The sequence below is a fragment of the Bradyrhizobium sp. OAE829 genome (assembly GCF_040546575.1).
Taxonomy (GTDB): domain Bacteria; phylum Pseudomonadota; class Alphaproteobacteria; order Rhizobiales; family Xanthobacteraceae; genus Bradyrhizobium.
Window position 1 is genome coordinate 4,049,189 of the sequence record NZ_JBEPOE010000001.1, and the last position, 22,262, is coordinate 4,071,450.

The 22,262-nt window shown below is 56.0% G+C and carries 22 protein-coding genes; 14 read left to right on the forward strand and 8 right to left on the reverse strand.

Going from position 1 to position 22,262, the window contains the following annotated elements:
- Positions 1-105: 105 nt before the first annotated feature.
- The 3 genes from ABIE49_RS19600 (at position 106) to ABIE49_RS19610 (ending at position 1,892) form a co-directional block, all read left to right on the forward strand.
- On the forward strand, positions 106-786 hold the full coding sequence (locus tag ABIE49_RS19600; RefSeq protein ID WP_192740534.1) for a methyltransferase domain-containing protein: 681 nt from the start codon (positions 106-108) through the stop codon (positions 784-786).
- A 232-nt stretch (positions 787-1,018) separates the two neighbouring features.
- Complete coding sequence (locus ABIE49_RS19605; protein WP_192740533.1) at positions 1,019-1,378, forward strand: hypothetical protein; 360 nt, start codon at positions 1,019-1,021, stop codon at positions 1,376-1,378.
- An 85-nt stretch (positions 1,379-1,463) separates the two neighbouring features.
- Complete coding sequence (locus ABIE49_RS19610; protein WP_192740532.1) at positions 1,464-1,892, forward strand: hypothetical protein; 429 nt, start codon at positions 1,464-1,466, stop codon at positions 1,890-1,892.
- On the opposite strand, the gene ABIE49_RS19615 is transcribed toward ABIE49_RS19610, so the two are convergent.
- On the reverse strand, positions 1,838-2,674 hold the full coding sequence (locus tag ABIE49_RS19615; protein ID WP_192740531.1) for a hypothetical protein: 837 nt from the start codon (positions 2,672-2,674) through the stop codon (positions 1,838-1,840). The two genes, ABIE49_RS19610 and ABIE49_RS19615, sit on opposite strands and share 55 nt — an antisense overlap.
- A gap of 208 nt (positions 2,675-2,882) precedes the next feature.
- Between ABIE49_RS19615 and ABIE49_RS19620 the strand changes: the two genes are divergently transcribed.
- From ABIE49_RS19620 to ABIE49_RS19630, 3 genes are all read left to right on the forward strand, one after another.
- Positions 2,883-3,278, forward strand: a complete 396-nt coding sequence (locus tag ABIE49_RS19620) for a hypothetical protein (RefSeq protein ID WP_192740530.1) — start codon at positions 2,883-2,885, stop codon at positions 3,276-3,278.
- A 700-nt stretch (positions 3,279-3,978) separates the two neighbouring features.
- A complete protein-coding gene (locus tag ABIE49_RS19625; protein WP_192740529.1) occupies positions 3,979-4,158 on the forward strand; it encodes a hypothetical protein in 180 nt (59 codons plus the stop codon).
- Positions 4,159-4,636: 478 nt separating this feature from the next.
- A complete protein-coding gene (locus tag ABIE49_RS19630) occupies positions 4,637-5,332 on the forward strand; it encodes an outer membrane protein (protein WP_192740528.1) in 696 nt (231 codons plus the stop codon).
- 93 nt (positions 5,333-5,425) lie between these two features.
- Here ABIE49_RS19630 and ABIE49_RS19635 read toward each other — a convergent pair whose 3' ends face one another.
- On the reverse strand, positions 5,426-5,818 hold the full coding sequence (locus tag ABIE49_RS19635; protein ID WP_192740527.1) for a hypothetical protein: 393 nt from the start codon (positions 5,816-5,818) through the stop codon (positions 5,426-5,428).
- Between the two features lie 298 nt (positions 5,819-6,116).
- On the opposite strand from ABIE49_RS19635, the gene ABIE49_RS19640 reads away from it, so the two are divergent.
- Together ABIE49_RS19640 and ABIE49_RS19645 are read left to right on the forward strand one after the other, a co-directional pair.
- Positions 6,117-6,326 carry a hypothetical protein gene (locus ABIE49_RS19640; protein WP_354066890.1) on the forward strand — a complete coding sequence of 70 codons (210 nt, stop codon included), beginning with the start codon at positions 6,117-6,119 and terminating at the stop codon, positions 6,324-6,326.
- Between the two features lie 332 nt (positions 6,327-6,658).
- Positions 6,659-8,098 (forward strand): IS1182 family transposase, encoded by a 1,440-nt coding sequence (locus ABIE49_RS19645; protein ID WP_192740893.1) that lies wholly within the window; start codon positions 6,659-6,661, stop codon positions 8,096-8,098.
- Positions 8,099-8,229: 131 nt separating this feature from the next.
- Here ABIE49_RS19645 and ABIE49_RS19650 read toward each other — a convergent pair whose 3' ends face one another.
- Entirely contained in the window at positions 8,230-8,463 is a 234-nt protein-coding gene (locus tag ABIE49_RS19650) for a hypothetical protein (RefSeq protein WP_192739151.1), read from the reverse strand.
- 353 nt (positions 8,464-8,816) lie between these two features.
- On the opposite strand from ABIE49_RS19650, the gene ABIE49_RS19655 reads away from it, so the two are divergent.
- Positions 8,817-9,230, forward strand: a complete 414-nt coding sequence (locus ABIE49_RS19655; RefSeq protein WP_192739150.1) for a hypothetical protein — start codon at positions 8,817-8,819, stop codon at positions 9,228-9,230.
- A gap of 1,087 nt (positions 9,231-10,317) precedes the next feature.
- On the opposite strand, the gene ABIE49_RS19660 is transcribed toward ABIE49_RS19655, so the two are convergent.
- Positions 10,318-11,133 (reverse strand): hypothetical protein, encoded by an 816-nt coding sequence (locus tag ABIE49_RS19660; RefSeq protein ID WP_192739149.1) that lies wholly within the window; start codon positions 11,131-11,133, stop codon positions 10,318-10,320.
- 424 nt (positions 11,134-11,557) lie between these two features.
- Here ABIE49_RS19660 and ABIE49_RS19665 point away from each other — a divergent pair, with 424 nt between their 5' ends.
- Positions 11,558-11,857 (forward strand): hypothetical protein, encoded by a 300-nt coding sequence (locus ABIE49_RS19665; protein ID WP_192739148.1) that lies wholly within the window; start codon positions 11,558-11,560, stop codon positions 11,855-11,857.
- A 218-nt stretch (positions 11,858-12,075) separates the two neighbouring features.
- Here ABIE49_RS19665 and ABIE49_RS19670 read toward each other — a convergent pair whose 3' ends face one another.
- Positions 12,076-12,261 carry a hypothetical protein gene (locus ABIE49_RS19670; RefSeq protein WP_192739147.1) on the reverse strand — a complete coding sequence of 62 codons (186 nt, stop codon included), beginning with the start codon at positions 12,259-12,261 and terminating at the stop codon, positions 12,076-12,078.
- 1,173 nt (positions 12,262-13,434) lie between these two features.
- Here ABIE49_RS19670 and ABIE49_RS19675 point away from each other — a divergent pair.
- The 3 genes from ABIE49_RS19675 to ABIE49_RS19685 all read left to right on the forward strand — a co-directional run bounded on the left by ABIE49_RS19675 (position 13,435) and on the right by ABIE49_RS19685 (position 17,151).
- Positions 13,435-13,866 (forward strand): ion channel, encoded by a 432-nt coding sequence (locus ABIE49_RS19675; protein WP_192739146.1) that lies wholly within the window; start codon positions 13,435-13,437, stop codon positions 13,864-13,866.
- Positions 13,867-14,086: 220 nt separating this feature from the next.
- Positions 14,087-15,064, forward strand: a complete 978-nt coding sequence (locus ABIE49_RS19680; protein WP_210337482.1) for an ABC transporter substrate-binding protein — start codon at positions 14,087-14,089, stop codon at positions 15,062-15,064.
- A gap of 200 nt (positions 15,065-15,264) precedes the next feature.
- Positions 15,265-17,151 (forward strand): sensor histidine kinase, encoded by a 1,887-nt coding sequence (locus ABIE49_RS19685; protein WP_192739144.1) that lies wholly within the window; start codon positions 15,265-15,267, stop codon positions 17,149-17,151.
- A 442-nt stretch (positions 17,152-17,593) separates the two neighbouring features.
- Here ABIE49_RS19685 and ABIE49_RS19690 read toward each other — a convergent pair whose 3' ends face one another.
- A complete protein-coding gene (locus ABIE49_RS19690; RefSeq protein ID WP_192739143.1) occupies positions 17,594-17,971 on the reverse strand; it encodes a response regulator in 378 nt (125 codons plus the stop codon).
- A 5-nt stretch (positions 17,972-17,976) separates the two neighbouring features.
- Positions 17,977-19,674: a sensor histidine kinase gene (locus tag ABIE49_RS19695; protein WP_192739142.1), complete on the reverse strand. Its 1,698-nt coding sequence runs from the start codon at positions 19,672-19,674 to the stop codon at positions 17,977-17,979.
- Between the two features lie 563 nt (positions 19,675-20,237).
- On the opposite strand from ABIE49_RS19695, the gene ABIE49_RS19700 reads away from it, so the two are divergent.
- The gene (locus ABIE49_RS19700) at positions 20,238-21,257 is read left to right on the forward strand and encodes a PAS domain S-box protein (protein WP_192739141.1); all 1,020 of its coding nucleotides are present in this window, start codon (positions 20,238-20,240) and stop codon (positions 21,255-21,257) included.
- A 504-nt stretch (positions 21,258-21,761) separates the two neighbouring features.
- Here ABIE49_RS19700 and ABIE49_RS19705 read toward each other — a convergent pair.
- Positions 21,762-22,226, reverse strand: coding sequence for a TspO/MBR family protein (locus tag ABIE49_RS19705; RefSeq protein WP_192739140.1), 465 nt, complete (start codon positions 22,224-22,226; stop codon positions 21,762-21,764).
- Positions 22,227-22,262 lie beyond the last annotated feature (36 nt).

Below are 22,262 nucleotides of genomic sequence, written 5' to 3' on the forward strand. Positions count from 1 at the left end.
CCAAGCGGCGGAGCGCATCTGCCGCATGGTGCCGCCGTTCGTTACCGAGGCGATCGCGGAGAACATCTTCCAGAAAATCCTAGTTCCCTATGCGGAGACGACCAAATGAGCATCGAAGATTTCTCGTTCCGCGAACACGCTTTGACCTTCGACCGGCACATCGGGGACTCAATCCCTGGGTACGCCAGTCTGGTCAAACGAGTATTGCGGGACTCGCGGCGATTCATCCAGCCGCGCACGAACGTGTACGACATCGGGTGCTCGTCAGGTCGGACGCTGGCTAAAATCAGCCGCCTGAACCGGTCCTCACGCGAACGTGTGACTTACATCGGCATTGACTGCGAGCCCAGCTTTGAGATGCTCTGGCGGAGGCATCGAGCGCCCAACCTCAAGTGCGGGGTTGGAGACGTGCGTACCTGTAAGCTGGAGAACGCCTCGCTGGTCATCAGCCAGTTCACGGTTCAATTCATCCCGCCCGCGGACAAACGGGCATTGCTGCGTCGCATCCACGATAGTCTGATTGAGGGCGGCGCGCTCATGATCGCGGAGAAGACGTTAGCGGGCACAGCACGTCTCCAAGACGTCGTGACCTTCTCTTACTATGATCACAAACTGGAGCGCGGCTTCACGGCCGAACAGATCATCGAGAAAGAGCGACAGCTGCGCGGACAGATGACCTGCATGAGCGAGGCCGAACTGCGAGAGGCACTCAAGGAAGCCGGATTTAACGAAATCGAACGAATCTGGGGTGAAGCGCCCTTCGCGGCGTTCCTTGCTCTGAAATAAGGGCTTGTTCACGTGGTCCCGCTCCAGCACCGGACTGCTAAGATGATTTTACCGGTTTTACTCGGTAAAATCTCGAAGGCGGGACGAAAGGCCGTGCATATCTGCGGTCGGTACGAACCTTCTTGGCATCCCTATTGCATTGCTAGCTCGATATCGTAGGGGGCTCGCGGAGCTCGCCTTATCCGTAACCAGCAATACCGACTGCATGAAACGAATTACCTCGGAGACGATCATGAAGGCCATTCATCTGATTTGCCATCCGACCACCTTTGGGTGGCAGGACCTCCATCCGTTAGCCGGGCGGCCCGGAGTATATATTTCGAAGTGTTGGATTATCAGGGAGAGCGATCCGAACGAACTTGTCGGCGGATACCTCTACCTCCATGAAACATCGTACAAAGCAGCGGGGTTTGCCTCCCGCGTGTTGAGCGTGGAAGCGTCCTTTACCAAAAGTGGCCTACCGGGATATGCGTTCACGGTCCAGCGGGTTATGCAAAAGAGCCAGAGGTGGCGTGGAAAGACGCCGAGTCAAAGCCGTCATCACGGCGGTATCGTGGACGCGTGTTTCCCTGAAGAACGTGAAGCTGCTTAGCGTTCACGCGTCGGCGATCACCCAATCGACTCGTTACTTCTTAGCTTTAGTACTGCCCGCGAACAGCTGCAGGAAGGAACTACCAATGACCACAATCGTCCGCGAAAGCGTTGCGTTGGGTAAAGGCTCTGCTAACCGCGACGAGGCCCTACAGCGGCTCGTGCCGAAGATACTCGGCATCATCCTGGTCGAAGGAGGCAAGCTATCTGGCCTTGGCGGACGTTCCGTACGTCTAAACGGCGGCCTAGAACTATCGGCGAGCGGCCGCCTTGGACCGCATCGAATAATGCTAAGCGCGTACCGGCCATCGGGAGAAACGACGGTTAAGGTCCTTTCGCTGCACATCACGGACGAGCCACGATTTGCTGATCCAGCATTCTATCGATACGTAGACAAATCCATCGCCGTACTCAGTTGGCGAAGGGGCGACTGGGAGGAAATTGTCCTGAACCATCCGGGTCAAGAACAATCTACGGCGGAGCTTCTGGCCAGCGGCGTGCTAGCGGCGGAGTAGCGGGCAACCTCGGTGTGAAGCTCAGCTCGTGCCCTCGGCAACACGAGGATGGCATCGTCGAGTGACAGGCGCCCGTTAAGGACGGTCTTCAAGACATAGTCGACGACCCACTCATGGTCATGTGTGACCGGCTTTACATCGACCCGTTCGACTTGCTTCGCTTCACCAACATACAATTCCGGATTATCTCGGAAATGATCGACAAGCGGTTCTTTCAAACGAGACCTCGGAGGCAAGAGAACGATGCCGTGGAAGTGCAAGCCGTTGTTGCGGGCAAACGATGGTGCCAATGACCGATCTCGCTTGTAAACTGGAAGATCCAACGCGCCGACCAAGATGGGAAGCTCGTCGGTCGGAGCCGTCCTTGGCTTCCTATGAACACGGGTAAGGAGGGTCGAGTAGATGCGCTGTACCTGGTCCTTCACCTTGTCCAGGACGGCGGCTCGTGGACCGAATACCTGAGAAAACATGACGGTGATCAGATGGCATGACCATCCGTCCTGAACGCGATCCGTGATTATTTGGGAATACCCGGCGACTAGGTTTGATTGGAAACCGTTTCGTCCGGAATATCCTCGGTGTGTTACCGGGGAGACGGGCGCTGTATCGGTCGCAGGATAAGGTGTCGCTTGCGGTCGTTTGTCCAGATCGTGCTGGTCGGTCTGCCGGTCATCGATTGATTGATCGGCATGCCTTGAATGATCTGCTTGTTGATTATTCGAGTGGTTGACTGGTTGGTTAGTGGATGTAGAGAACCATATACGGCTTGATGCAGCGCGCATGATTTCGTCCTATGCTGCAGGCGCGTTCAAGTGGCCAATCCATCGAGATACAAGACCTGCAATGTATTTATAATTTCCGGGGTCGCAGAATTCGGCGATAAAAAATATATTTTGCATAGCGCGTGATTACGGAAGAGGGCACCCCATTTGACGCTTGCAAAGCACGTGCAAAGCCCTCAGATTTGCTCAAAGAGCACAGGGGGATGAATTGTCCGACGAAGAAACTCGTACTGCAGCGTTTGGGACTTATGGGATTACTCTTAAGAATCCGAATTACTTTATCTCAGGACGATCAGAAGAGCGCAGGATTGTAGCAATCAGTCTTTGGCTTCATGAGTTGGAAGGGGCCGATGGCTCGCGTTTCTACGAGCGCCCGAGCTGGGGAGATTGGTTCATAAAAGCAAAACGAGCCTTCTTCGATGATCTCAACTGGTCGAGGAAAGAATTGGATGGAATTGTCCATTTGGTAGTTGCCGTTGCAGATGAAGAGGCGCGGTCCTCAGGGTTGTTTCGTACAAAAAGCAATCATGCTCGTCCGGACCTGGTCATGAAAATAGTGCACATGGATCCGGAAGTCGGCTCGTTCAGGCTTGAGCAGATTTGATTCTACCGGGCCCCTCTCAAACGGAACAGGAAAGTCACCTGATTTGATGTCTAACAGTTCACCCTCACTTCGTTCGGGTGAGCGCCCTTCGGGCGGGATTAGCCATAGGGATAAACATCTAGAATCATCCGTCATCAACAATCCTGTGTGCGGTTGCTGAGGACATCACTTTGCTCCTCAGCAAAATGATCCGTGCATCTTTCGGTATCATCGGATCGAGAAGGACCAGCTTCCTGGTCGGGACCGGCAAGTGCGGTGAGCCCCCGTTATCCTCTGCTTGTCTGCGCGAAGTTGGCGACGGACCGATCCGACTAATCGTCACCCTTTTACGGTTTAAAGCTTTCCCGTCTCTCGCCAGGCTTTGTTTAGCGACCGTGCCTGCTTGGGTCGTTTAGTTCCAGGACACGTCAGGCAGGGTAGCCCAGACGCGCCGACCGGTGTCTCAGTCCACCGGGATTTCCACACGTACTCACCTATTCGGAAGGGCGTGGGGCGCTGTCATGAGTGCGCCGTTACTGAGATGTCGGAATATTTATGGTTTGCTACCGCTTCTGGCGCGAAATATTAGTAGCCGCACCACACGGGAGCACTGCTTCCTTCTCTGATAGATCTTGATCAATGTGTCGGCAGAAACAACTTTCGCGTTTGCAATCCAGATATAAAATAGATAGAACGCCACTCCTTAAATCTTGGAATGAGAATGGCAAACAAGAAAAAAGCCGTGGTTCGGCGTGAATGGACCGCAACTGAAGTTCACAAGCTGAAAGGCATGGCGAAAAAGAAAGCCGGAGTCGATAAGATTGCAAGAGCATTAAAGCGCACGGTCGCAGCGACTGCCGTGAAAGCATCTAGCCTCGGTATCTCTCTGGATACGCGCTGATAGCGATACACGGAATGGTGTCCGGCGGCTTACACCGTCGGACGTGTTGGGTGTGGTAGGACCAACTCCCGGCCCTGCATCCGGCAAGCATCTGAGTCTCGCAACCATCGTCGAGATTCGCCGCATTCGACAGATGCTCCCGACGCTGTACGGCGAAGGGTAGCTCGATCCCTTTAGTCGAACGAACATTCATGGTCGCGGGCGTTCTCCTTGCGGGGGAACCCTAAAACGCCTACCCCCAGCCCGCTGGGGCCAGGTACCCAAATTTTCACTCTTCAGATATGCCTGAGAAATGTCTGTTCACGGCGTTGGGTCGAGTGAATGCCGACTTCCGCAAATTCGACTGCTTGCTGTTAAGGTTCCGAACGGACTGGGCACTGATCAATCATTATGGCTCGCTGTGTGTCATCCGCGCTACAGCAAATTTTGCGCGTTGCGCGTTAGGTCAAACACAGACTGTGAAACCTGAAAGAACAAAATGAAAAAGTTCCTCCTCGCTACTGTCGCCTTTGCCGCCCTGGCAGGTACAGCATCGGCAGCTGACATGGCTGCACGTCCCTACACTAAAGCCCCAATGATGGCCTCCCCGATTTACAACTGGACTGGCTTTTACATCGGTGGTCACGTCGGCGGCGCATTCGGTGGCGACAACAACATTCTTGCCCCCGGCTTCACCGGCACCAACGGCAACGACGGTGTGTTCATGGGCGGCGTGCAGGCTGGTTACGATCACCAGTTCTCACCGAACTGGGTACTCGGCCTTGAAGCGAACTACAGCTTCCTCGACACGAACAACAATCCCTTCGTCAACCGCGGACTAGGTTCGGTCACCGGCCGCCTTGGCTACACGTGGGGTCCGGCGCTGGTGTACGTCAAGGGCGGTTACGCCTGGGCTGACTCCCGCCTCACCAACGGTTTTGGCGGCGGCACCTTTTCAAACGACGGCGGCGGTCGCGACGGCTACACCGTTGGCGGCGGTCTCGAATACCTGTTCACTCAGAATTGGTCGGGCAAAATCGAATACCAGTACTACGATTTCGGTACCCGGAACGCTCTCTTCACCAGCGCTGCTGGCGTTGTCACCGCTGTCGGATTCCGCAACGACGAGCATACGATCAAGGCCGGCCTGAACTACCGGTTCGGTTGGGGCAACGCTGCGGCTTCTCGTTACTGACGCTTATTGAGATGCAGATTAAAAGGGTCAGCCGTCAGGCTGGCCCTTTTTTATGCAAGCCCAAAGCTTACTTCTGGTTCAAATGCGCGACGTTTAGCAGTCTTTATCTACGGTCTGTCCTTCGCCCTTCGGCTGCATGCTAACCGACGGCTGGGCATGGATCTGTCGCTGTGCGTCCTGGGAATTCAACGGGCTACCGGGTTTGGCGCCTTCGGCCTGTTGCGCGGCAGTGGGCTGACCCTGCATCTGGCGCTGCGCATCTTGCGATGAAGCGGCAACGTCGCCGCTCGCACGATTCATAGTCTGGGTTGGCGGATGCTGCGCGTCCGTGCTCATGCCAGTGGTCTGGCTGCTGCTTTGCGACGCGGGACCCGAACCCGCGTCCTTGTTGGCGGTACGGCCCGTGTCGCAGGGCCCGGCCCATGCGGTGCCGGCGCCAAGGACAATGACAGAGCAACCGGCGAGCATCAGTCGTTTCATGTTCATACGAGTCTCCTCTTTCCGCCTGTGTACTAGCCCCGACGGAAAAACCGACGTCAGGGTTGATGGTTCCGAGTGGCAACTTGCGAATTGATGCATCTAAAGGTCAACTGGCCGGAACAAAGCGTGCCTGATGAAGCGCTCGTGTTGGAGACGGGAAGAGAGATAACGTTCCCTGAATCATCCCAAGAGATCGGCAAGAATCCGCAAACCATTCTGCATCTCTGCAACGGCCAGTAACGAATTCAAAATCGTTGTGACGCACGTTCTGGCCAACCAACGGGATGATGAAGGAGCTCAGGCCATGAACGGGGAGGCCATTCTAAAAAACGTCCGCCGATACCGCGCGATAGCATCTTTATACCGACAAACCGCAGCGTTTCGGCCCTGCCAAAGCTGGTCTCTGCTGGGTCAGGCTAATGAGTGGGAACGCCGTGCGTTGTCCGAGTTAGAGGACTACTTTGCGTGCATACAGCATAGCTGCGGAAATGGGGAATTCGGCGTCGCAGCCTGAGTAAAGTATCGTTCGCTCCCCGCCAGCCTATTTTGCGTCCGGCTCGCAGAGCCAGCTCATTTTAAACTTACCTCCGAGATTGCCCCCGTCTCGATATTCGATAAGCACTTGCCGGACCTCGTAACGGCAAAGGTACTAGATTTCTCTGTAGTCGAACGAAAAGTTGAGGTCGCGGGCGTTCTCCTTGAGGGGGATCCTAAATCGGCTACCCCACCAAGCTGGGGGCAAAGAGGACGTCGCTCGCGTAAGTGCTAACCTCCGCAAATGACCCTGGTTGTGTGAAAACGCGGCTGCTTTGGTATGATTCTCTCGTGATTCTGCGGGGGAAGCTGATGAGGCGCTTCGTTGAGCAGGCGGACCGTGGGCAGTCGACGTTATTGCCCGAATGCCTCGATGATTTCATTGACGATAGCAACCCTGTTCGCGTGATCGATGTGTTTGTCGATGCGCTGGATTTGGCTGAGATGAGCTTTGAGGGGGTGGAGCCGGCAGCGACAGGCCGGCCATCGTACCACCCCTCGGTTCTCCTCAAGCTTTACATTTACGGCTATCTGAACCGGGTTCAGTCGAGCCGGCGGCTCGAACGAGAGGCCGGGCGCAATGTCGAGGTCATGTGGCTGCTGGGTCGGCTCGCACCTGATCACAAGACGATCGCGGACTTCCGCAAAGACAACGGCCTGGCGCTGCGCAAGGTATGTGCGCGCTTCGTCGAACTCTGCCGCGAGATGGGTCTGCTGGCGACGGCGAGCGTTGCCATCGATGGCAGCAAGTTCAAGGCCGTGAACAATCGCGACAAGAACTTCACGCGGGCGAAGGTGGAGCGGCGGCGTACCCAGCTGGAGGAGAGCGTCGCACGCTATCTGAGCCAACTTGACACGGCCGACCGGCAGGAGCCGACGGAGGCACTGGCCGCGAAGGTAACGAGGCTTACCGAGAAACTGACGAAGCTGAAGGAGGAAATGGGCAAGCTTGCCGTTTACGAGAAGCAGATGCTTGCTTCGCCTGACCAGCAAATCTCACTGACCGATCCCGACAGCCGTTCGATGGCGACGAGCGGGCGCGGCTCCGGCGTCGTCGGCTATAACGTGCAGGTCGCCGTGGATACCGAGCATCATCTGATTGTGACGCATGAGGTCACGAACAGCGGCTCAGATCGGGCCCAACTGGCCAATATGGCCAAGCAGGCCAAGGTTGTTCTCAAGACCGAGACGCTCGAGGCCGTTGCCGATCGCGGCTACTTCAGCAGCGTGGAGATCCTCGCCTGCCACGAGGCCGGCATCACAGTAACTCTGCCCAAGCCGCAGACGTCGGGCGCCAAATCGGATGGGCGCTTCGGCAAGCAGGACTTTGTCTATTTGCCAGAGGAGGACGCCTATCGCTGTCCGGCCGGAGAGCAACTGCCATATCACTTCACTAGCGAGGAAGATGGCAAGCGGATAAGGCGTTACTGGACCAACGCCTGTCAAAATTGTTCGCTCAAGTCCCAGTGCACGACAGGGCCAGAGCGGCGGATTCCACGATGGGAGCATGAGCACCTGCTCGATGCCGTGCAGCAGCGCCTTGATGCGAACCCGCTCGCCATGCGCCAGCGTCGCGAGACGGTCGAGCATCCGTTCGGCACGATGAAGGCCCGCATGGGAGCGACACACTTCGTCACCAAAACGCTTCCAAAAGTAGCCGCCGAGATGGCTCTCTCCGTTCTGGCCTATAATCTGACACGGGTCATCAACATCGTCGGGACCAAGCCGCTGATGGCTGCGATCGTGGCCTGAGACCGAACGGGTCCTGGCTTCTCACCGACTTCCTTGGGAAGGGTGTTTTTACACGACCAAGACCCGAAGCTGACCTTGGCCGCAGTTGCCGTGAACGCTTCTACCAATGCCTCACAGCCTCACTCGCGAGATCAACGTGACTTCACCGGGCGGAAAAGCCACAACGTGCCTTGCACAACCGCCGCAAGGATTACGACATATATGAAAATGTCGGACAGCATGCTGCTGAGCTCGCTGAGTCCATTGCTATGCAGGAGAAATCCCAACAGCTTGGTCACGGCCCAAGCGCAAAATATCGCCTGCAACCACCACAGCGTCCACCACAGCGAAAACCCGGCTTGATTGAATCGATTCAGGCAATTCATGCATCTCTCCAAACTCGACGTCGTGAGACTTTGTGCGCCCTTTGAACACGAGTATGCCGGCCGGGAGTTTCAATCTGTGATATATATCACTCAGCCAACTGATGCGGCGCAACCTCTTTTGAGATCAGATCACTTTGGCCGGCATCGATAACGGCGCTTTCCGAGCGCCCTCCGTGTTAGCGAGTCGCCGACTGGACGTTTCCTGATTAGCCTTCTGCCCCCGATTTGGGTCAGCTTCTGGTTGAATCCACTCGCGCATGCTGTGTGACCATCATCACAGCGTGTTGCTTTGGTCAGGATTACATCACGTACAGGGCAGTGGGACTGCCTTCAAGGCAAACAGGGGATCGTCAATGACCATTCAAGCAAACGTAGAAAGCCACCTAGGGAGAAACTTTTCCAAATACGACCTCAATTTGAGCCGTGCGCGCGCCGCCGGTTATGTGCTGCTTACAGGTCTTTTTGTTGAGGTTGTGGCCAGTATGATTTGGTTCAAGGGCATAGAAAGCATGGCTTCGCTGATCGCCATCGCATTGGTAGCCAGCGGCGTTGCGGGAGAAATATTCTTTGAACACAGAGCGCGGCGGGCGGACAAGGACATCGCCATCGTGCCCCCAGTCAACGAAGTTCCGGAGCCGAAGCTGGACGAAGATGCTCTGCTAAGCTTTGTGACTCGGCGGAATGACTACAAGCTACTATCGCAGCTTCCCAAACGTGAGCGCAGGAAAATCCCAGGTCGCCGCGGGCGCGAGCGCGCAGCCACGTGATTGCACCGATCCTCCTAGTGCTATCGATGCATTCCTGACGCGGTCTTTCGCGACGAACTATCCCAAGCATACCATGCGGCCTTGGCCCATTAAGGCGCAAAGCCTCTTAGCTCCCGCGGAGCCCTCCAACTGCGTGCGGCACGCAGGCGAACAGCGATTCCAGGTCGGGCGGCTTATCATCCATGGCGCTTTGTTGCCGTTCCCGACCAAGACGTGACCAGCGTTTGCGTGACCTTCCGATGTCGCGGATCTCGATTGAATGGGCGCATTTGTTGTGGGCGCAGAACACGACGACCGCATATCGCCTCTAAAGAAAATTTTCGTTGAGCCTGGCATTTGCTTATTCGGTTGCCATCGGCCCCGTGCTGGTCCGGAAGGAGAGGGCCGCGTTTCAGCCCGTCACGAACCGCAGCATTGACCTTCTCGCGGTCTTTGCGTTCGTCTGGCGGAACGCCATGACTGCTTACTGCGCCTCTCACCCAAAGTCGCTATTACTTGCGATCTTGCTTTTTAAGCCATCTGCCGACAATGGAGCGGTTGCGATCCTCCTCGTTTTGCGCGCGGGTGCGGCCTGCCAGGCCGGTTGGCCTTAGTACGCCGGCGAGAGCAAGGACGACCAACAACACAATGATGAGGAGCCAGTAAATGATGTCCACAACAGCTACCACCCGATACGTTTCAGACTGTGCAAGCACGTCGCAGCGCCACCGAGAAGCCCGATGAATTTGCGTGCCTTAATGGGGAAACATCGTAGCGGATCTCCCCCGAACTTGGATAGGGGCTTGACGCCCCCTCGCTAGTGAATGCGAGCTGCCGACGTCCGTTTCGGGTCATCGCCTCGGTTTGGAGACACCCCCCGACCATTGAACGGACATGCCGATTGTCCGAGAAGTTGCCACAACCAAACTCATGCACGCAACAAATTCCCTTCACTCGATCGCCTCGTCGCAGCGGCAAACGCTGGCGAATGAATTTTCCTTTTCGTGAAACGTGGATAGTTGATCGTCGCTCGCCTCCGCGCATCGGACCGGGCCATCGCCCTTAGCCCCGAAAGCGACGGCTGCCCGTCACGACGGAGATCTGGTTCTTAACTAGTGGCAACTCGCGCGACTGCGCCCCCGTTCGTGTGTCGCTCGATTGCGACGCCGGTTCGCTTGCTGAGCTCGTCGAGCACCAGCTCCCATTTGAGGTCAGAAACACCCGTCCAACTCGCATAGCGGGTCGTCACGCCAAGGTGCATCTCGTCGCCGTCCTTAAACGTTGTTCCGTAGTGCAATTCCTTCCACCGCAAGAACGGTGATAATTTCTCCCGTACCCAAATCCCTGCGATCAAATTTAGCGGAAACGATCCCTCGTAATGACAGACAATCGTTTTCATATCAGATCCAGGAGCAGCGATCCGGAAGCTGCAGGCCCGCGAGCCGATCCCGAAATGCAGCAACCGGTAATGCATCAGGAAATATCCCCCAAAGAGCGCTGAAAGAGGGATCGTGCTTAGAGCTATCCCATATAGTTCGATGGGAGGCAGCTGCAGCCATGGCGACGGGGCATACAGACTGATTAGGAGATTGACCCCCAGCGCCGGCAACCCGAAAAAATAGCCGAACTGCTTGACCCACGGCCAGGGCGAAATCCGGAAGACGACTGGCGCCCCGCTCATGGGCTCGAGCGAGCGAAATGGTGTCTCGGCGGTCTCGAGGGGCCGCCAAGCCGCAACCGAAGATCTCGGCCACGGTCCACGACTGCAAACCTCAATCAGGAGTCGGTAAAACACCAGCGCCCAGATAAACATCCCGGCCCCGATGAAAATTCTTTCGTGTTCGAAGATTGGCTGCCAAGGAGGCCGCCCATTCAAAACGAGTAGGATTAGCGCGCATCCCGAGACGAACCAAAATGCCGCCATCAAGTAACCCGGGCCGAAACGCCGAAGCACGCTGCACCTCACTTGTTTTGCGATTTTCTTACCACTCGAGCTTCATCACGACCAGCGATGCCTTTTGCTTTACCATCGGGTCTCTTCGGCTTTCCAGAACGCCTCTGATGATCTGCACAGCGTTAACGGTGGAAATACGAAAGTGCTGACGAGAGTTCCCCTGTCGGGGGAGGCTGGCGGCGGTTCGCTGGTGATCCACCGAATATGAATGACTTAAACGGCAACTGTACTAACATTGCTCCAGTCAAACCGCAGAAGTACAACGAGGCTCGACGGGAATTGTAGAACCTGTCCAAGAAGGGAAAACGGGTCCTCAATGCGGGTTGCCCAATTCGTGCGACGAGTTTGTAGGGGTTCCATTACGTCCTCTTACGGGCGCACAGGATGGTCGGCCATGCTGGACATGAGGACGGCCGTCATCCCACTTATTCTCGTCGTCCTGCCGTTCGTGATCGTGTTTTTCATCGTAGACAACGTTCTTGGGCTATCGCCGCCTCATAAACGAGTTTGGTGGCCCATTCTACCGTCCGCCGGCATCTGGTTGCTATCACTCGGAGTAGCTTACGCGGCTGGCGGGGATCCACGTCCGATTGATATGCGCGCTGTGATGTTCCGATATGGTATCTTCGGCGTTATTGTGATCCTTGTCGGGATCGTCGTGGTAATTGGTTGTGGTAATCGCGGTTGTTCTTAAACAGTGCTGAACATTGGAAACATCATCGCGGTCCAAGATGCTTCTACGCAATATCGACCAGTGCGTTCTTCAACTAGTGACGATGGAAACAGGCAACCCCGGTGAAGGTCGACCTCGGATTGGGGTCAACCGAGAGCGGGCGGCCGTCCGCAGCGCGGCCCGCACCAACTCAAGTGCGTGACCGCGAGACCACAGGCCCCGCCTATGCGGCGGGGAAGTTACTTCGCCCCGGCAGCCTTCTTCTGAGCATAGCCTTTGGCTAAATCCTGCCACGATTTTCCGTCGCCCATCGAGTCGAGTGTCTTGCCGGCGAGCCATCCTGCAAAAAAAATTGCCGCCGGATTGCCACCGGAAACGCCGTTGAGATCGTCTGCCGACAACTCGCCATTATAATTCTTGTTCATGATCTTGGTCCTTGTTGGCGGCGGGGCCATCCCCTAACCGTGATTGCAACATCGCAGTTAGCTCGGCGGCGCGATGTGACGGCCGTCACACTTAATCAACGTGTCATCGACAGAGGGGCGAATGGCGGCCCTTGGCCAACGAGACCGACCGTGCCTGCTTGGGTCGTTTAGTCCAAGGACACGTTAGGCAGGGTAGCCCGGACGCGCCGACCAGTGTCTCAGTCCACCGGGATTTCCACACGTACTCACCTGTTCGGAAAGGTGTGGGGCGCGTTCATCAGTGCGCCGATACTGAGATGTCGGAATATTTATGGTTTGAGACCGCCTCTGGTGCAAAATATCAGTCCTCGCACCACACGGGAGCACTCCTCCCTTCCTCTGATAGATCAGAAGCAAATGTGCTCGACAGAGTCACCTTTCGCGCGTTTGCAATCCAGATATAAAAGAACGCCACTCCTTAAATCTTGGAGTGAGAATGGCAAACAAGAAAAGCTGTGGTTCGCCGTGAATGGACCGCAACTGAAGTTCACAAGCTGAAAGACATGGCGAAAAAGAAAGCCGGAGTCGATAAGATTGCGAGAGCATTAAAGCGCACGGTCGCGGCGACTGCCGTAAAAGCATCCAGCCTAGGCGTCTCTCTGGATAAGCGAGGGTAGGATACGCGTAATGCTGGAGTCCCGCCGGCTTACGCCGTCGGGTGCATCCGAAACTGAGATGGCATTTCCTGCCCGGATCGTCGACAGCGCCCACTCCGTTTTTTATTGTCGTCAAGGCCTCAGGGTCACATCGTCGCGGCATTAGGAGAGTGCTCCCCTGACCTCGTTCGGCAAAGGGTACCTCGATTCTTGTAGTCAAACGAAAATTCACGGTCGCCGGCGTTCTCCTTGCGGGGGAACCCTAAATCGGCTGCCCCTGCCCCGGGGTGCTATTGGCCCAGTCTTCAGTTCAGATCTGTGCAGTCGACGACAATGTCCTTCAGGGGGTAGAGCGGAAGTCGCATTTTGAGGGTGACACTTTCGGCTTGGACCCACAACAGACGTGGGATAACGACGCTTACTCACCTGCAAGAGTGCTGTTACCATTGCTATCCGGCATTGGCCGCAAACCCGCGCGGCGAGAATTCTGGCGCCTTCCACGACGAAAGAGGCGCGACCGCTAGGAGCGAAAACACTCATGTTCGCAGCCATGGCAATTTCTGCATTCTTGGTAACGGTCAACATTCTTGTCCACTACGAGGTGCTGCGGCTGATGTCGGCCTATGTCCCCAGTCTGCCAATAGCGGTTCGTCTCAAGGTGCTAGTCGTGGTGCTCGGCTGCTTTGTGGCACATACGATTGAGGTATGGCTGTATGCTGGGGCTTTCTTTGTCATTTACAAAGCTGGCTTCGGATCATTGCAGGGGCAGGTCGAAGAGCACTTCGCGGATTTTCTCTACTTCTCTGCGACATCGTATTCCACAATGGGGATTGGGGACGTTTATCCGGCTGGCGCACTCCGTCTGATTTCAGGTATCGAAGGAATCAATGGTCTATTTCTGATCGCGTGGTCTACCTCGTTCACCTACTTTGTGATGGACCGTCTTTGGCCTCTGCACCCTGAAGCCTAAGGCGCGAGGTTGATTTCATTTACTGGGCCGCCTCAAGTGTGCGGGCCAAGCAGAATGGGATATATCCGTTCACCGGGTTAGACCAGAAGTCGACGTGGTCCAGTCAAACCCCCGTGCTGACCATAGGCGACATGGTCGCATTCGCTTTTCCTCGCGCTGAAACACAGACATCGCGCTTTGGGTGTGATATTTTCGTTGGGAACCGGTTCGCTTGGTGGGCATGAGACGTCGCGAGTTCATATCACTATTTGTTGGAGCCGCTGCCGCGTGTCCGCTCGCGGTCGAGCCGCTTCAGGCGCAAACCCGAAAGGGCAAAATCGGATATGTGCACCCGGTTACGATCAGCCCAAGCCATGTGACCTTCGCGATACTGCGCAAGGAATGGCTGCGTTTAGGCTATGTTGAGGGCGAAACGTTTCTGGCGCGTTCCGGCGAGGGAAATCTGGCACACCTTTCGGCGGTAATTCGCGACCTCATAGAAAAGGATGTGGGCGTACTGGTGGTTGTGGGGGCGGATGCGGTCCGCGTGGCCGCTGCAACTACCAAGACCATACCGATAGTTGCCATCGATATGGAGACCGACCCTGTTCAAACGGGCTTGGTAGCAAACTTTGCCCGGCCTGGCGGCAATGTAACCGGCCTCTTCTTGGACCTGCCCTCGTTAGCTACCAAATGGATTGAATTGATGCGGGAGGCAATACCGGGCATTGAACGCATAGCGTTTGCTTGGCAGCCTTCAATGGGTCGTACCCAGCTAGACGTCGCCCTTGAGGCGGCCCGTGCGTTGGGCATCGAAACTATTGTTCTGGAAACTTCGACTACGGATGACTTCGCAAAGAGCTTTTCAATCCTTGCTGGACCCAAGCGGACCGGGATCATCCTGCTAACATTTCCGGGTTTTGTCACGGCCTCGGCCAGATATGCAACAGCCGCGCAATTGCACGGCCTTCCGACCATGACATTCCTTCGTTCCCCGACGAAGGATGGGATTTTGATGAGCTACGGGCCAAAGCAGGAGGAGTATTTCCCACGGGCCATTCAAATTGCAGATCGGATACTGCGCGGAGACCGCGTGGCTGATGTCCCAGTAGAGCGGCCTACCAAATTCGAGTTCGTTTTGAACCTCAAGACGGCGAAGGCGCTCGGCATAAGCATGTCACCTTCGCTGCTCGTCCGCGCCGACGAGGTGATTGAATAGGGTGGGCTATTTCCGTGTTCGGCACCTTTGAGATATGCTTGCCTATCCTGAGAATGCCCGTTCACCGGGGTAGACCGCAAGTCGCCGTGGTCCGGCCAAACCGACGCGAATGATCCTAAGCGGACATACTCCGAAGCAGCACTACTGTTAATGACCTTGCCGAGCCGTTAGGATGTTACGGTTGGGGCAGCAGGACGGCAATGCACTTCTGGCTGGTTACCTTGCCATGGCGATCTTTGTATGCGCGGACCGTCACCGCTGCGCTGGTCGTCGCTTTATTGCTGGCAACGCTGTATCAAAGTCAGGCGGCTGCTCCAGAGCCTAAACGAGTGCTGATCCTGCATTCGGTGGGGCGGGAGTTTCGTCCATGGAATGCTTATGCGAAGGATATTCGAGCCGAACTTGATCGACAGTCGCGCTGGCCAATCGACGTACAAGAACATTCGCTGGTCGCAGCTCGGTCAGGAGACCCGAGAGCCGAGGAGCTATTCCTCGAATATATCAAAGAATTGTACGCGGGCACACCGCCGGATTTGATCATCAGCGTCGGCGCACCGTCGGCAGGTTTTTTTCAGCGTCATCGACGCGATCTGTTCCCAACTACTCCCATTTTATTTACGGTTCTGGAACAGCGTCGTGTGCAGTATCAGAGCTTGACCGAAAACGACACCGTTGTCGCGGTCAGACATGACTTTCGGGTTTTATTTGATAGCTTCCTGAATATTTCCCCGGACACAAAAGTCGTCGCTGTTATCAATGGCAACTCGCCGAATGAAAAATATTGGCAGAAAGAAATGCGACGGGAGTTGCAGCCACTGGATGGGCGTATCGAAATCAGATGGTACGACGACTTGTCATACGATGAAGTGTTGAAGAAAACCGCTTCGCTGCCTCCGCATTCTGCAATCTTCTGGTATCAAATGATAGTTGATGCTGCTGGCGTGGCACACGAAGGGGATCGGGCGCTGACCAGGCTTTATGCCTCCGCTAACGCGCCTATTTTTACCCATGATGACGCGTTCTTCGGTCAGGAGATCGTCGGTGGCCCCATGCATTCGGCACTTGGTGGAAGCCGTAGAGCCATGGAGGTGGCGATGCGCATCCTCGGCGGGGAGAAGCCGGGTGATATCAAGACGCCACCAAGCGATTTTGCACCGGCGAAATACGATTGGCGCGAGCTTCAACGGTGGAAGATCAGTGAAAGTCGTCTGCCACCGGGGAGTGAAATCTTGTTTCGGGAGCCGACCGTGTGGCGGCGTTATTCCTGGCAAATATCGCTGATTACTGCCGTTATGCTCTTGCAGGCCGGGTTTATCACGGCCCTGCTGCATCAACGTCGCCGTCGTCAACTTGCCGAAGTGCAGGCCCGACAGCGCATGGCGGAGCTGGCACATGTCAATCGTTTCTCGACCGCAGGCGTACTGACGGCTTCGCTTGCTCACGAAATTAACCAGCCCCTGGGGTCTATTTTGACCAACGCCGAAACCGCTCAGGCCATTTTGAAATCTCCGAGCCCTGATATCGTGGAACTGAACGAGATTGTTGACGATATTGTACGGGACGACCGACGCGCCAGCGAAGTCATTCGGAGGATGAAAAGCCTGCTGACAAAGACACCTTTCGAACTGAAAAGTCTCGACCTGAACGATGTCGCGCGGGAAACCGTTGGATTTCTTTCGACGTTGGCTGTCGCGCGAAAGACCGAACTGACGAGTTTGATCACACCCAATTCGCTCCCCATCCTTGGTGACGCCATTCAGCTTCAACAAGTCATTCTGAACCTTGTGGTGAACGGGATCGACGCGATGAAGGATATGCCTGCCGAAAACCGTGCTATCAGCATCCGGACCTCGCGCGTCGGAGAGTTCGCCGAGCTATCCGTGTCAGATCGTGGGCCGGGCATTCCCGGAAACAAACTAAAAGAGATATTCGAGCCGTTTTTTACCAGCAAACCGGCTGGCATGGGCATGGGGCTCTCCATCGCGCACACCATTGTCGAGGCGCACCATGGAAAGATATCAGCCAAAAATCGAGATCACGGCGGCGCGTCTTTCACAATAAGGCTCCCCCTTACACATAATGTTTGACCTCCCGCTTTTGAGCCTGCTGTTGATACGTTTTGGACTTGACGCGGCGATGTCCGCGGATCGCGAAGCGGTAGTGCGCGGCCCCCAGCGGAAACCGGTCGACAAGGCGCGGACACGTCTTCGTAAGGTCGCGGGTAATTTTGCGCACGGTTGAGGTCGTGGACTTCGGCTTTAGTGAGCAGCGAAGCAATGGTTCTTGCTGGCCCTGTAGCAAACCCGCAAGGCCAAGCTGGTCAAATTGGCAGACAAGATCGGCGGATCGCATATGGCCGTGCGACGAATGAATCTTTCGTTGTCCATGGTTGCTTCAACGATATCACGTTCTCCGCTCTCCGTTTGAGCCCGGCTCTATCCGCGCCCGAAGTCGGCAGTCACAAAACTCTGTCTGCAACGATTGAGAAAACCTGCGAGTTAACCCCCAGCTTCGCATGTGCTCCTCAGTCTATTGCTTTTTTGCAAACCGAGCGAGCTGTGTCGCCAACCTGTCCTTCGTTAGTGGCTTCTGCAGTACCCCGACCGGATCGATGGACTGAGCCCGGGCGAGCGTAGATGGATCGGTGTTCGCCGTGACGAAAATCGCCTCCACTCCGTACCGAGAGCGGATTTCCAGCGCGGCGGTTATGCCGTCAGTGGGCCCGGCGAGGCGGATGTCCATGAGCACGACGTCAGGCCTCTCCTGGCCTGCGAGCTGGATTGCCTGTTCAGCGGACACCGCCGTGCCGACCACCGTGTGACCTAACGACTTGACCTGTTCCTCGGCGTCCAGAGCAATGAAGAACTCGTCCTCGACAATAAGCACTTTTAGTTGCAGTTTGTTCAATCCATTTACTCCGCAGTTGCATCGACCAGGTCGTGATGTGATCTGATCGTCCGGACGATATGGGCTGCCGGTATCGTGAGCTCCCAACGGACGCCCTGTGGTGTGAAATCGAGTTTTGAAGAGCTGTTCAAGGCGCGCGGCACAAGCTCCGTCATGACCCGATGGCCGAATCCATCCCGCGCTTGACGCGCTACGGGTCCATCGTGCTCACTCCATTCGAGGTAGGTCGCGCCGTCTTGCGCCTGCCTCCAGATCACCACCACCCGGCCTTCGTCCTTCGACAAGGCGCCGTACTTTGAAGCGTTAGTCGCCAGTTCGTGGAGAGCAAAGCCGACATTCTGCACGGCCGTGGTATCGAGGAAGACGTCCGGCCCTTCAATGCGGGCGCGGTTCTCCGCGCCGAATGGTTCGAGGTGAGCCCGAACCAATTCTTGTATCCATGCGCCCCGCCAGTTTTGTCGCAGAAGGAGGTCCTGGGACTGTGCCAATCCTTGGATTCGCCGATCGAAATGACCGATGAACTCGTCTACTGTCGCGCTTTGGCGGGCCGTTTGAAGGGCCATTCCCTTGACCACAGCGAGTTGATTTTTTGCGCGGTGCGCAAGCTCGCGCATAAGAAAGTCCGTGTGCCGCGCGCGCTCGTTTAATTCCTTCGATGCCTTCGCCAGCGTCTCGGTGAGTACGTTTGCCTCGACCAGCGACGTTTGCGCGGCGTGCACGTCTTCTCCTCTGCCAACTAATGCTGCTGCCCGGGTGGCTGCATCCAGAGGCAGCGCCATTAGCCTAACGAAGATATATGCCAGTGCTCCGCCGAGGATGAGCGCCATCGCCACTAACAGGGCGGCGAACGAGAGGCTTCTGTTATAAGGCTCCTGCGCGTGAGAGAGTGGCACGGTCGCGGACACGAACCAGGGCGCTCTTTCGGACCTGACGGTGGCGCGCAAGATGCGCTCGCCGGCGATGTTGGTCGCGGGATAGACGTTGTCAGCATGTTTCGTCTGCTCGAACAGCTCTGACGGCAGCGGTCTGCCTACATACTCGTCTTGTTTCTGCGATCGGGCCAGAATGATGCCGTGGCTGTCAGTGACGCCGGTAAGCCACATCGGGTCTAGCTTCACCTCGGTCAGCACATCGGCGATGTAGGCAGCCTGGAAGGACATGATCAGCACGTAACGGACACGTTTCTGGTCATCGAACACCGGCACTTCAACGTTGAACACGGGCAGACCGTTGATGGATCCTTTGAATAGATCGGAAATCTGAGCCTTGCCGGTGTCGATGACACGCTGCGCAGTTACGGGGTCAGCCGTCGGTGGAAGCTCGGCCCCATAATCCTTAAGCGTATCGACAAGCTGTCGATAGGACGGGTCAATGAGAACAATCGCAGCTTTTGCCGGTTTTAAGGCCAAAACGGCTTGACGATGAAATGCGCCCAGGTCGCCCGTCCGCAGCTCGGATGACGTTGCGAGAGTTTCCAGCGTGACCAGCGCGCGATCAAGCTCCCTGTCCACCACGAAGCGGACGTTCTGGGCGATCTGCATGACGCGGCGCTCAATTTGAGACTGCTCGATGGCGGCCATCTGATTCAGCCCGAAGAACGAAAGCGCGAGCACGGGAAGAACCAGTGCAAGGGCGAACAGGGTCAGGTAGGTTCGTATCCGCTGCGGACGTGGGGCAAGACTGCCCGATGGAAAGCCCATCATGTGCTTATCCAGGCGGGTGTCCGGGGCGTCGCTTCGCATCTCAACGCCCGGAGTTTGGCCCGCTCCGGCCGGTTAGGTCTGAAACCACTATGTGATTGGTTCGTCACGATCATTTTCCCCAGCCGATCCAGAACGCACAGCCTGGTTCCAAGTTCCAGATCGATCTCGGGCAAGGTATCGCCGAACGATTTTGCCGTTCCATTGAGCAGATATTGTATTTTGCAGGTTCTTTAATCCTGCGATGCCAAGGGTCGGAAGAACGGTGGGAATCTGGCTTGCTTGACTATCAGGCGGTCGGATCGCGCTGAAACCACCGGGAAAGTCACGCGCTTACAGATCAGGCCCTTCGCAGCTAAGCATCGCGACCGCAACCGCTTTGTGCGCGCTGATGTTGGAAGGCTTATCCGTTCCTTGCCGGCAGCACCTCGACGCAGCATGACAAAAGATTCGAGTAAGCCCCAGCCCTTGGAGAGGGATTGATGCAAAGCTCTAATCATGATCGACCAAAGGAGACCTCCGGTTTTCGACTACAAGTGCTATAGTGATGCCGAGAGGCGGGCTGCATGGGGTTGGCTGTGAGGCAGAAAAACGCGATGGGAATGGCGGCCAAACCTAAGGAAATCGAAGCGGCGCTTCGCGAAAGCGAGCAGCGATTACGTTGGCTAGCTTCCATAATCGACTCTAGCGACGACGCGATCGTCAGCAAAAATCTCGATGGCATTATTAGAAGCTGGAATAGCGGTGCGGAGCGAGTCTTCGGCTACTCTGCCAGTGAGGCAATTGGTCAGCCCATTACTCTTGTGATACCTCAGGATCGGCAAAGCGAAGAACGGGAGATTCTAACGCGCGTCAGACGGGGTGAGCGCATCGACCATTTTGAGACTATACGACAACACAAGCACGGCAACTTAATCGTCGTTTCGTTGACCGTTTCTCCTGTCAAGGATGCCCATGACAATATCGTAGGCGCCTCAAAGATTGCGAGAGATATTACCGAGCAGAAGAGAAGTCAGGAGCTGATCGTGACCTTGGCGCGGGAGGCCGAGCACCGCAGCAAGAACTTGCTTGCGAACGCGTTGGCAACGGTCAATCTTTCGCAATCAAGTTCGCCGGAAGGGCTCAAACAGATAATTGCAGGGCGCATTCAGGCTTTGGCGAATGTTTGCTCGCTCTTCGCTGCAACGCGTTGGATTGGGGCCGAGATATCGGCGATTGCGAAACAAGAATTAGCTCCCTATTCCGAGAGGAATGGGAAGCGAACGTTCATAGATGGCCCACCAATCATGTTGGAGCCAGACGCCGCTCAGGCAATTGCAGTAACGTTGCATGAGTTAGCGACCAACGCCGCAAAGTACGGTGCGTTATCCACGCCCAACGGCCAAGTCCGCTTGGAATGGTCACACGCGGCTGACGGTCCGTTGAGTCTTCGCTGGATGGAGACGGGTGGTCCAGTCACGCAGGAACCTGCACGAAAGGGCCTCGGTAGCCGCATCATCGAACAAATGATCGTCCAGCAGAAGGGGAAAGTTCGCTTTGACTGGCGCAAAGGCGGGCTTGTTTGCGAAATCACACTCCGGGTGTGAATTGTCTGCGGTTGGCACGTAACGCAACCGGGCCGTTCTCGGGATGTCCGTTCATCGGGGTGCACCGGCGGATCCGGCTGAACGTTAAACCGAAGTGACTGACTCAAAACGGAGGTCGAGCAACAACTCCCGACAAGCAGGGCGTCACTGACGATGTAACTAAATTGTACAGTTGTCGTATGCCCATTGTATTAACGCCAAGTCCGATCGCCCGTTCGCAATGCTTCCTGATTTTTGAGACGTGTCGCCTCGTGGCCTTCCAGCGCCCTATCTGTGGCATCAGTCGCGGCCGACAGGCGAGGGCTTCGCGCGCGCGAACCAACTTGCCGGGAAATTCTCACGACAATCGGTGAGGTAATCGCCTAGAACACCCCAAGTTCGAGTATCTGCCTTGGGCGTCAAATCGGGTTGAAATCGCGGCCGGCCGGCGCATACAATACATAGCGAGCCATCTGCATTTTGTCGCTGACGGATAATGACGCGGTGGCGCATCGTGCCTCCTGTTCAGTTCAACAGCCAGATCGCGCCGTTAAGAACCGAAGCGAACGCCACCCACGCGGCGTAAGGCGCGAACAGGAGAGATGCTATCTTATCTTGTCGTCGCGTTATCATGATGAAGCCAATGATCGTTATCAACAGCAGCATAATTACGCCAAGGGCGATATCGACGCGATGGCCTGAAAAAAAGATGGGTGACCAAATGAAATTCAGGGCCAGCTGCCCCCACCACAGCTTCATTGGTGGGCTGTTGCGGCCTTTTCTCCAAACACGCCACCCAGCGATCGCGATCATGATATAAAGCGTGCTCCAAACCGGGGCAAAGATCCAGTTAGGCGGACTGAAAGTCGGCTTGCTTAGCGCCGCATACCATGCACCGGGGGCGGTAGCGAAACCGATGATAAGGCCGCCACCCAGAACGAGCGCAACAAACAGAAATAAACTTCCGAGTTCGGCCGCGCGCATTTTCATTCGATCGGGTTTCCTCGCTGTTGTTCGGCGAAAGAA

What these genes read in the sequence shown, in the direction of transcription:
- ABIE49_RS19650 (WP_192739151.1), bottom strand. Translation starts at nt 8,463, where the DNA reads ATGAATTGCCTGAATCGATTCAATCAAGCCGGGTTTTCGCTGTGGTGG.
- ABIE49_RS19655 (WP_192739150.1), top strand. Translation starts at nt 8,817, where the DNA reads ATGACCATTCAAGCAAACGTAGAAAGCCACCTAGGGAGAAACTTTTCC.
- ABIE49_RS19605 (WP_192740533.1), top strand. Translation starts at nt 1,019, where the DNA reads ATGAAGGCCATTCATCTGATTTGCCATCCGACCACCTTTGGGTGGCAG.
- ABIE49_RS19680 (WP_210337482.1), top strand. Translation starts at nt 14,087, where the DNA reads ATGAGACGTCGCGAGTTCATATCACTATTTGTTGGAGCCGCTGCCGCG.
- ABIE49_RS19670 (WP_192739147.1), bottom strand. Translation starts at nt 12,261, where the DNA reads ATGAACAAGAATTATAATGGCGAGTTGTCGGCAGACGATCTCAACGGC.
- ABIE49_RS19630 (WP_192740528.1), top strand. Translation starts at nt 4,637, where the DNA reads ATGAAAAAGTTCCTCCTCGCTACTGTCGCCTTTGCCGCCCTGGCAGGT.
- ABIE49_RS19660 (WP_192739149.1), bottom strand. Translation starts at nt 11,133, where the DNA reads ATGGCGGCATTTTGGTTCGTCTCGGGATGCGCGCTAATCCTACTCGTT.
- ABIE49_RS19615 (WP_192740531.1), bottom strand. Translation starts at nt 2,674, where the DNA reads ATGCGCGCTGCATCAAGCCGTATATGGTTCTCTACATCCACTAACCAA.
- ABIE49_RS19675 (WP_192739146.1), top strand. Translation starts at nt 13,435, where the DNA reads ATGTTCGCAGCCATGGCAATTTCTGCATTCTTGGTAACGGTCAACATT.
- ABIE49_RS19610 (WP_192740532.1), top strand. Translation starts at nt 1,464, where the DNA reads ATGACCACAATCGTCCGCGAAAGCGTTGCGTTGGGTAAAGGCTCTGCT.
- ABIE49_RS19625 (WP_192740529.1), top strand. Translation starts at nt 3,979, where the DNA reads ATGGCAAACAAGAAAAAAGCCGTGGTTCGGCGTGAATGGACCGCAACT.
- ABIE49_RS19705 (WP_192739140.1), bottom strand. Translation starts at nt 22,226, where the DNA reads ATGAAAATGCGCGCGGCCGAACTCGGAAGTTTATTTCTGTTTGTTGCG.
- ABIE49_RS19685 (WP_192739144.1), top strand. Translation starts at nt 15,265, where the DNA reads ATGCACTTCTGGCTGGTTACCTTGCCATGGCGATCTTTGTATGCGCGG.
- ABIE49_RS19665 (WP_192739148.1), top strand. Translation starts at nt 11,558, where the DNA reads ATGCTGGACATGAGGACGGCCGTCATCCCACTTATTCTCGTCGTCCTG.
- ABIE49_RS19600 (WP_192740534.1), top strand. Translation starts at nt 106, where the DNA reads ATGAGCATCGAAGATTTCTCGTTCCGCGAACACGCTTTGACCTTCGAC.
- ABIE49_RS19635 (WP_192740527.1), bottom strand. Translation starts at nt 5,818, where the DNA reads ATGAACATGAAACGACTGATGCTCGCCGGTTGCTCTGTCATTGTCCTT.
- ABIE49_RS19645 (WP_192740893.1), top strand. Translation starts at nt 6,659, where the DNA reads ATGAGGCGCTTCGTTGAGCAGGCGGACCGTGGGCAGTCGACGTTATTG.
- ABIE49_RS19640 (WP_354066890.1), top strand. Translation starts at nt 6,117, where the DNA reads ATGAACGGGGAGGCCATTCTAAAAAACGTCCGCCGATACCGCGCGATA.
- ABIE49_RS19695 (WP_192739142.1), bottom strand. Translation starts at nt 19,674, where the DNA reads ATGATGGGCTTTCCATCGGGCAGTCTTGCCCCACGTCCGCAGCGGATA.
- ABIE49_RS19700 (WP_192739141.1), top strand. Translation starts at nt 20,238, where the DNA reads ATGGGGTTGGCTGTGAGGCAGAAAAACGCGATGGGAATGGCGGCCAAA.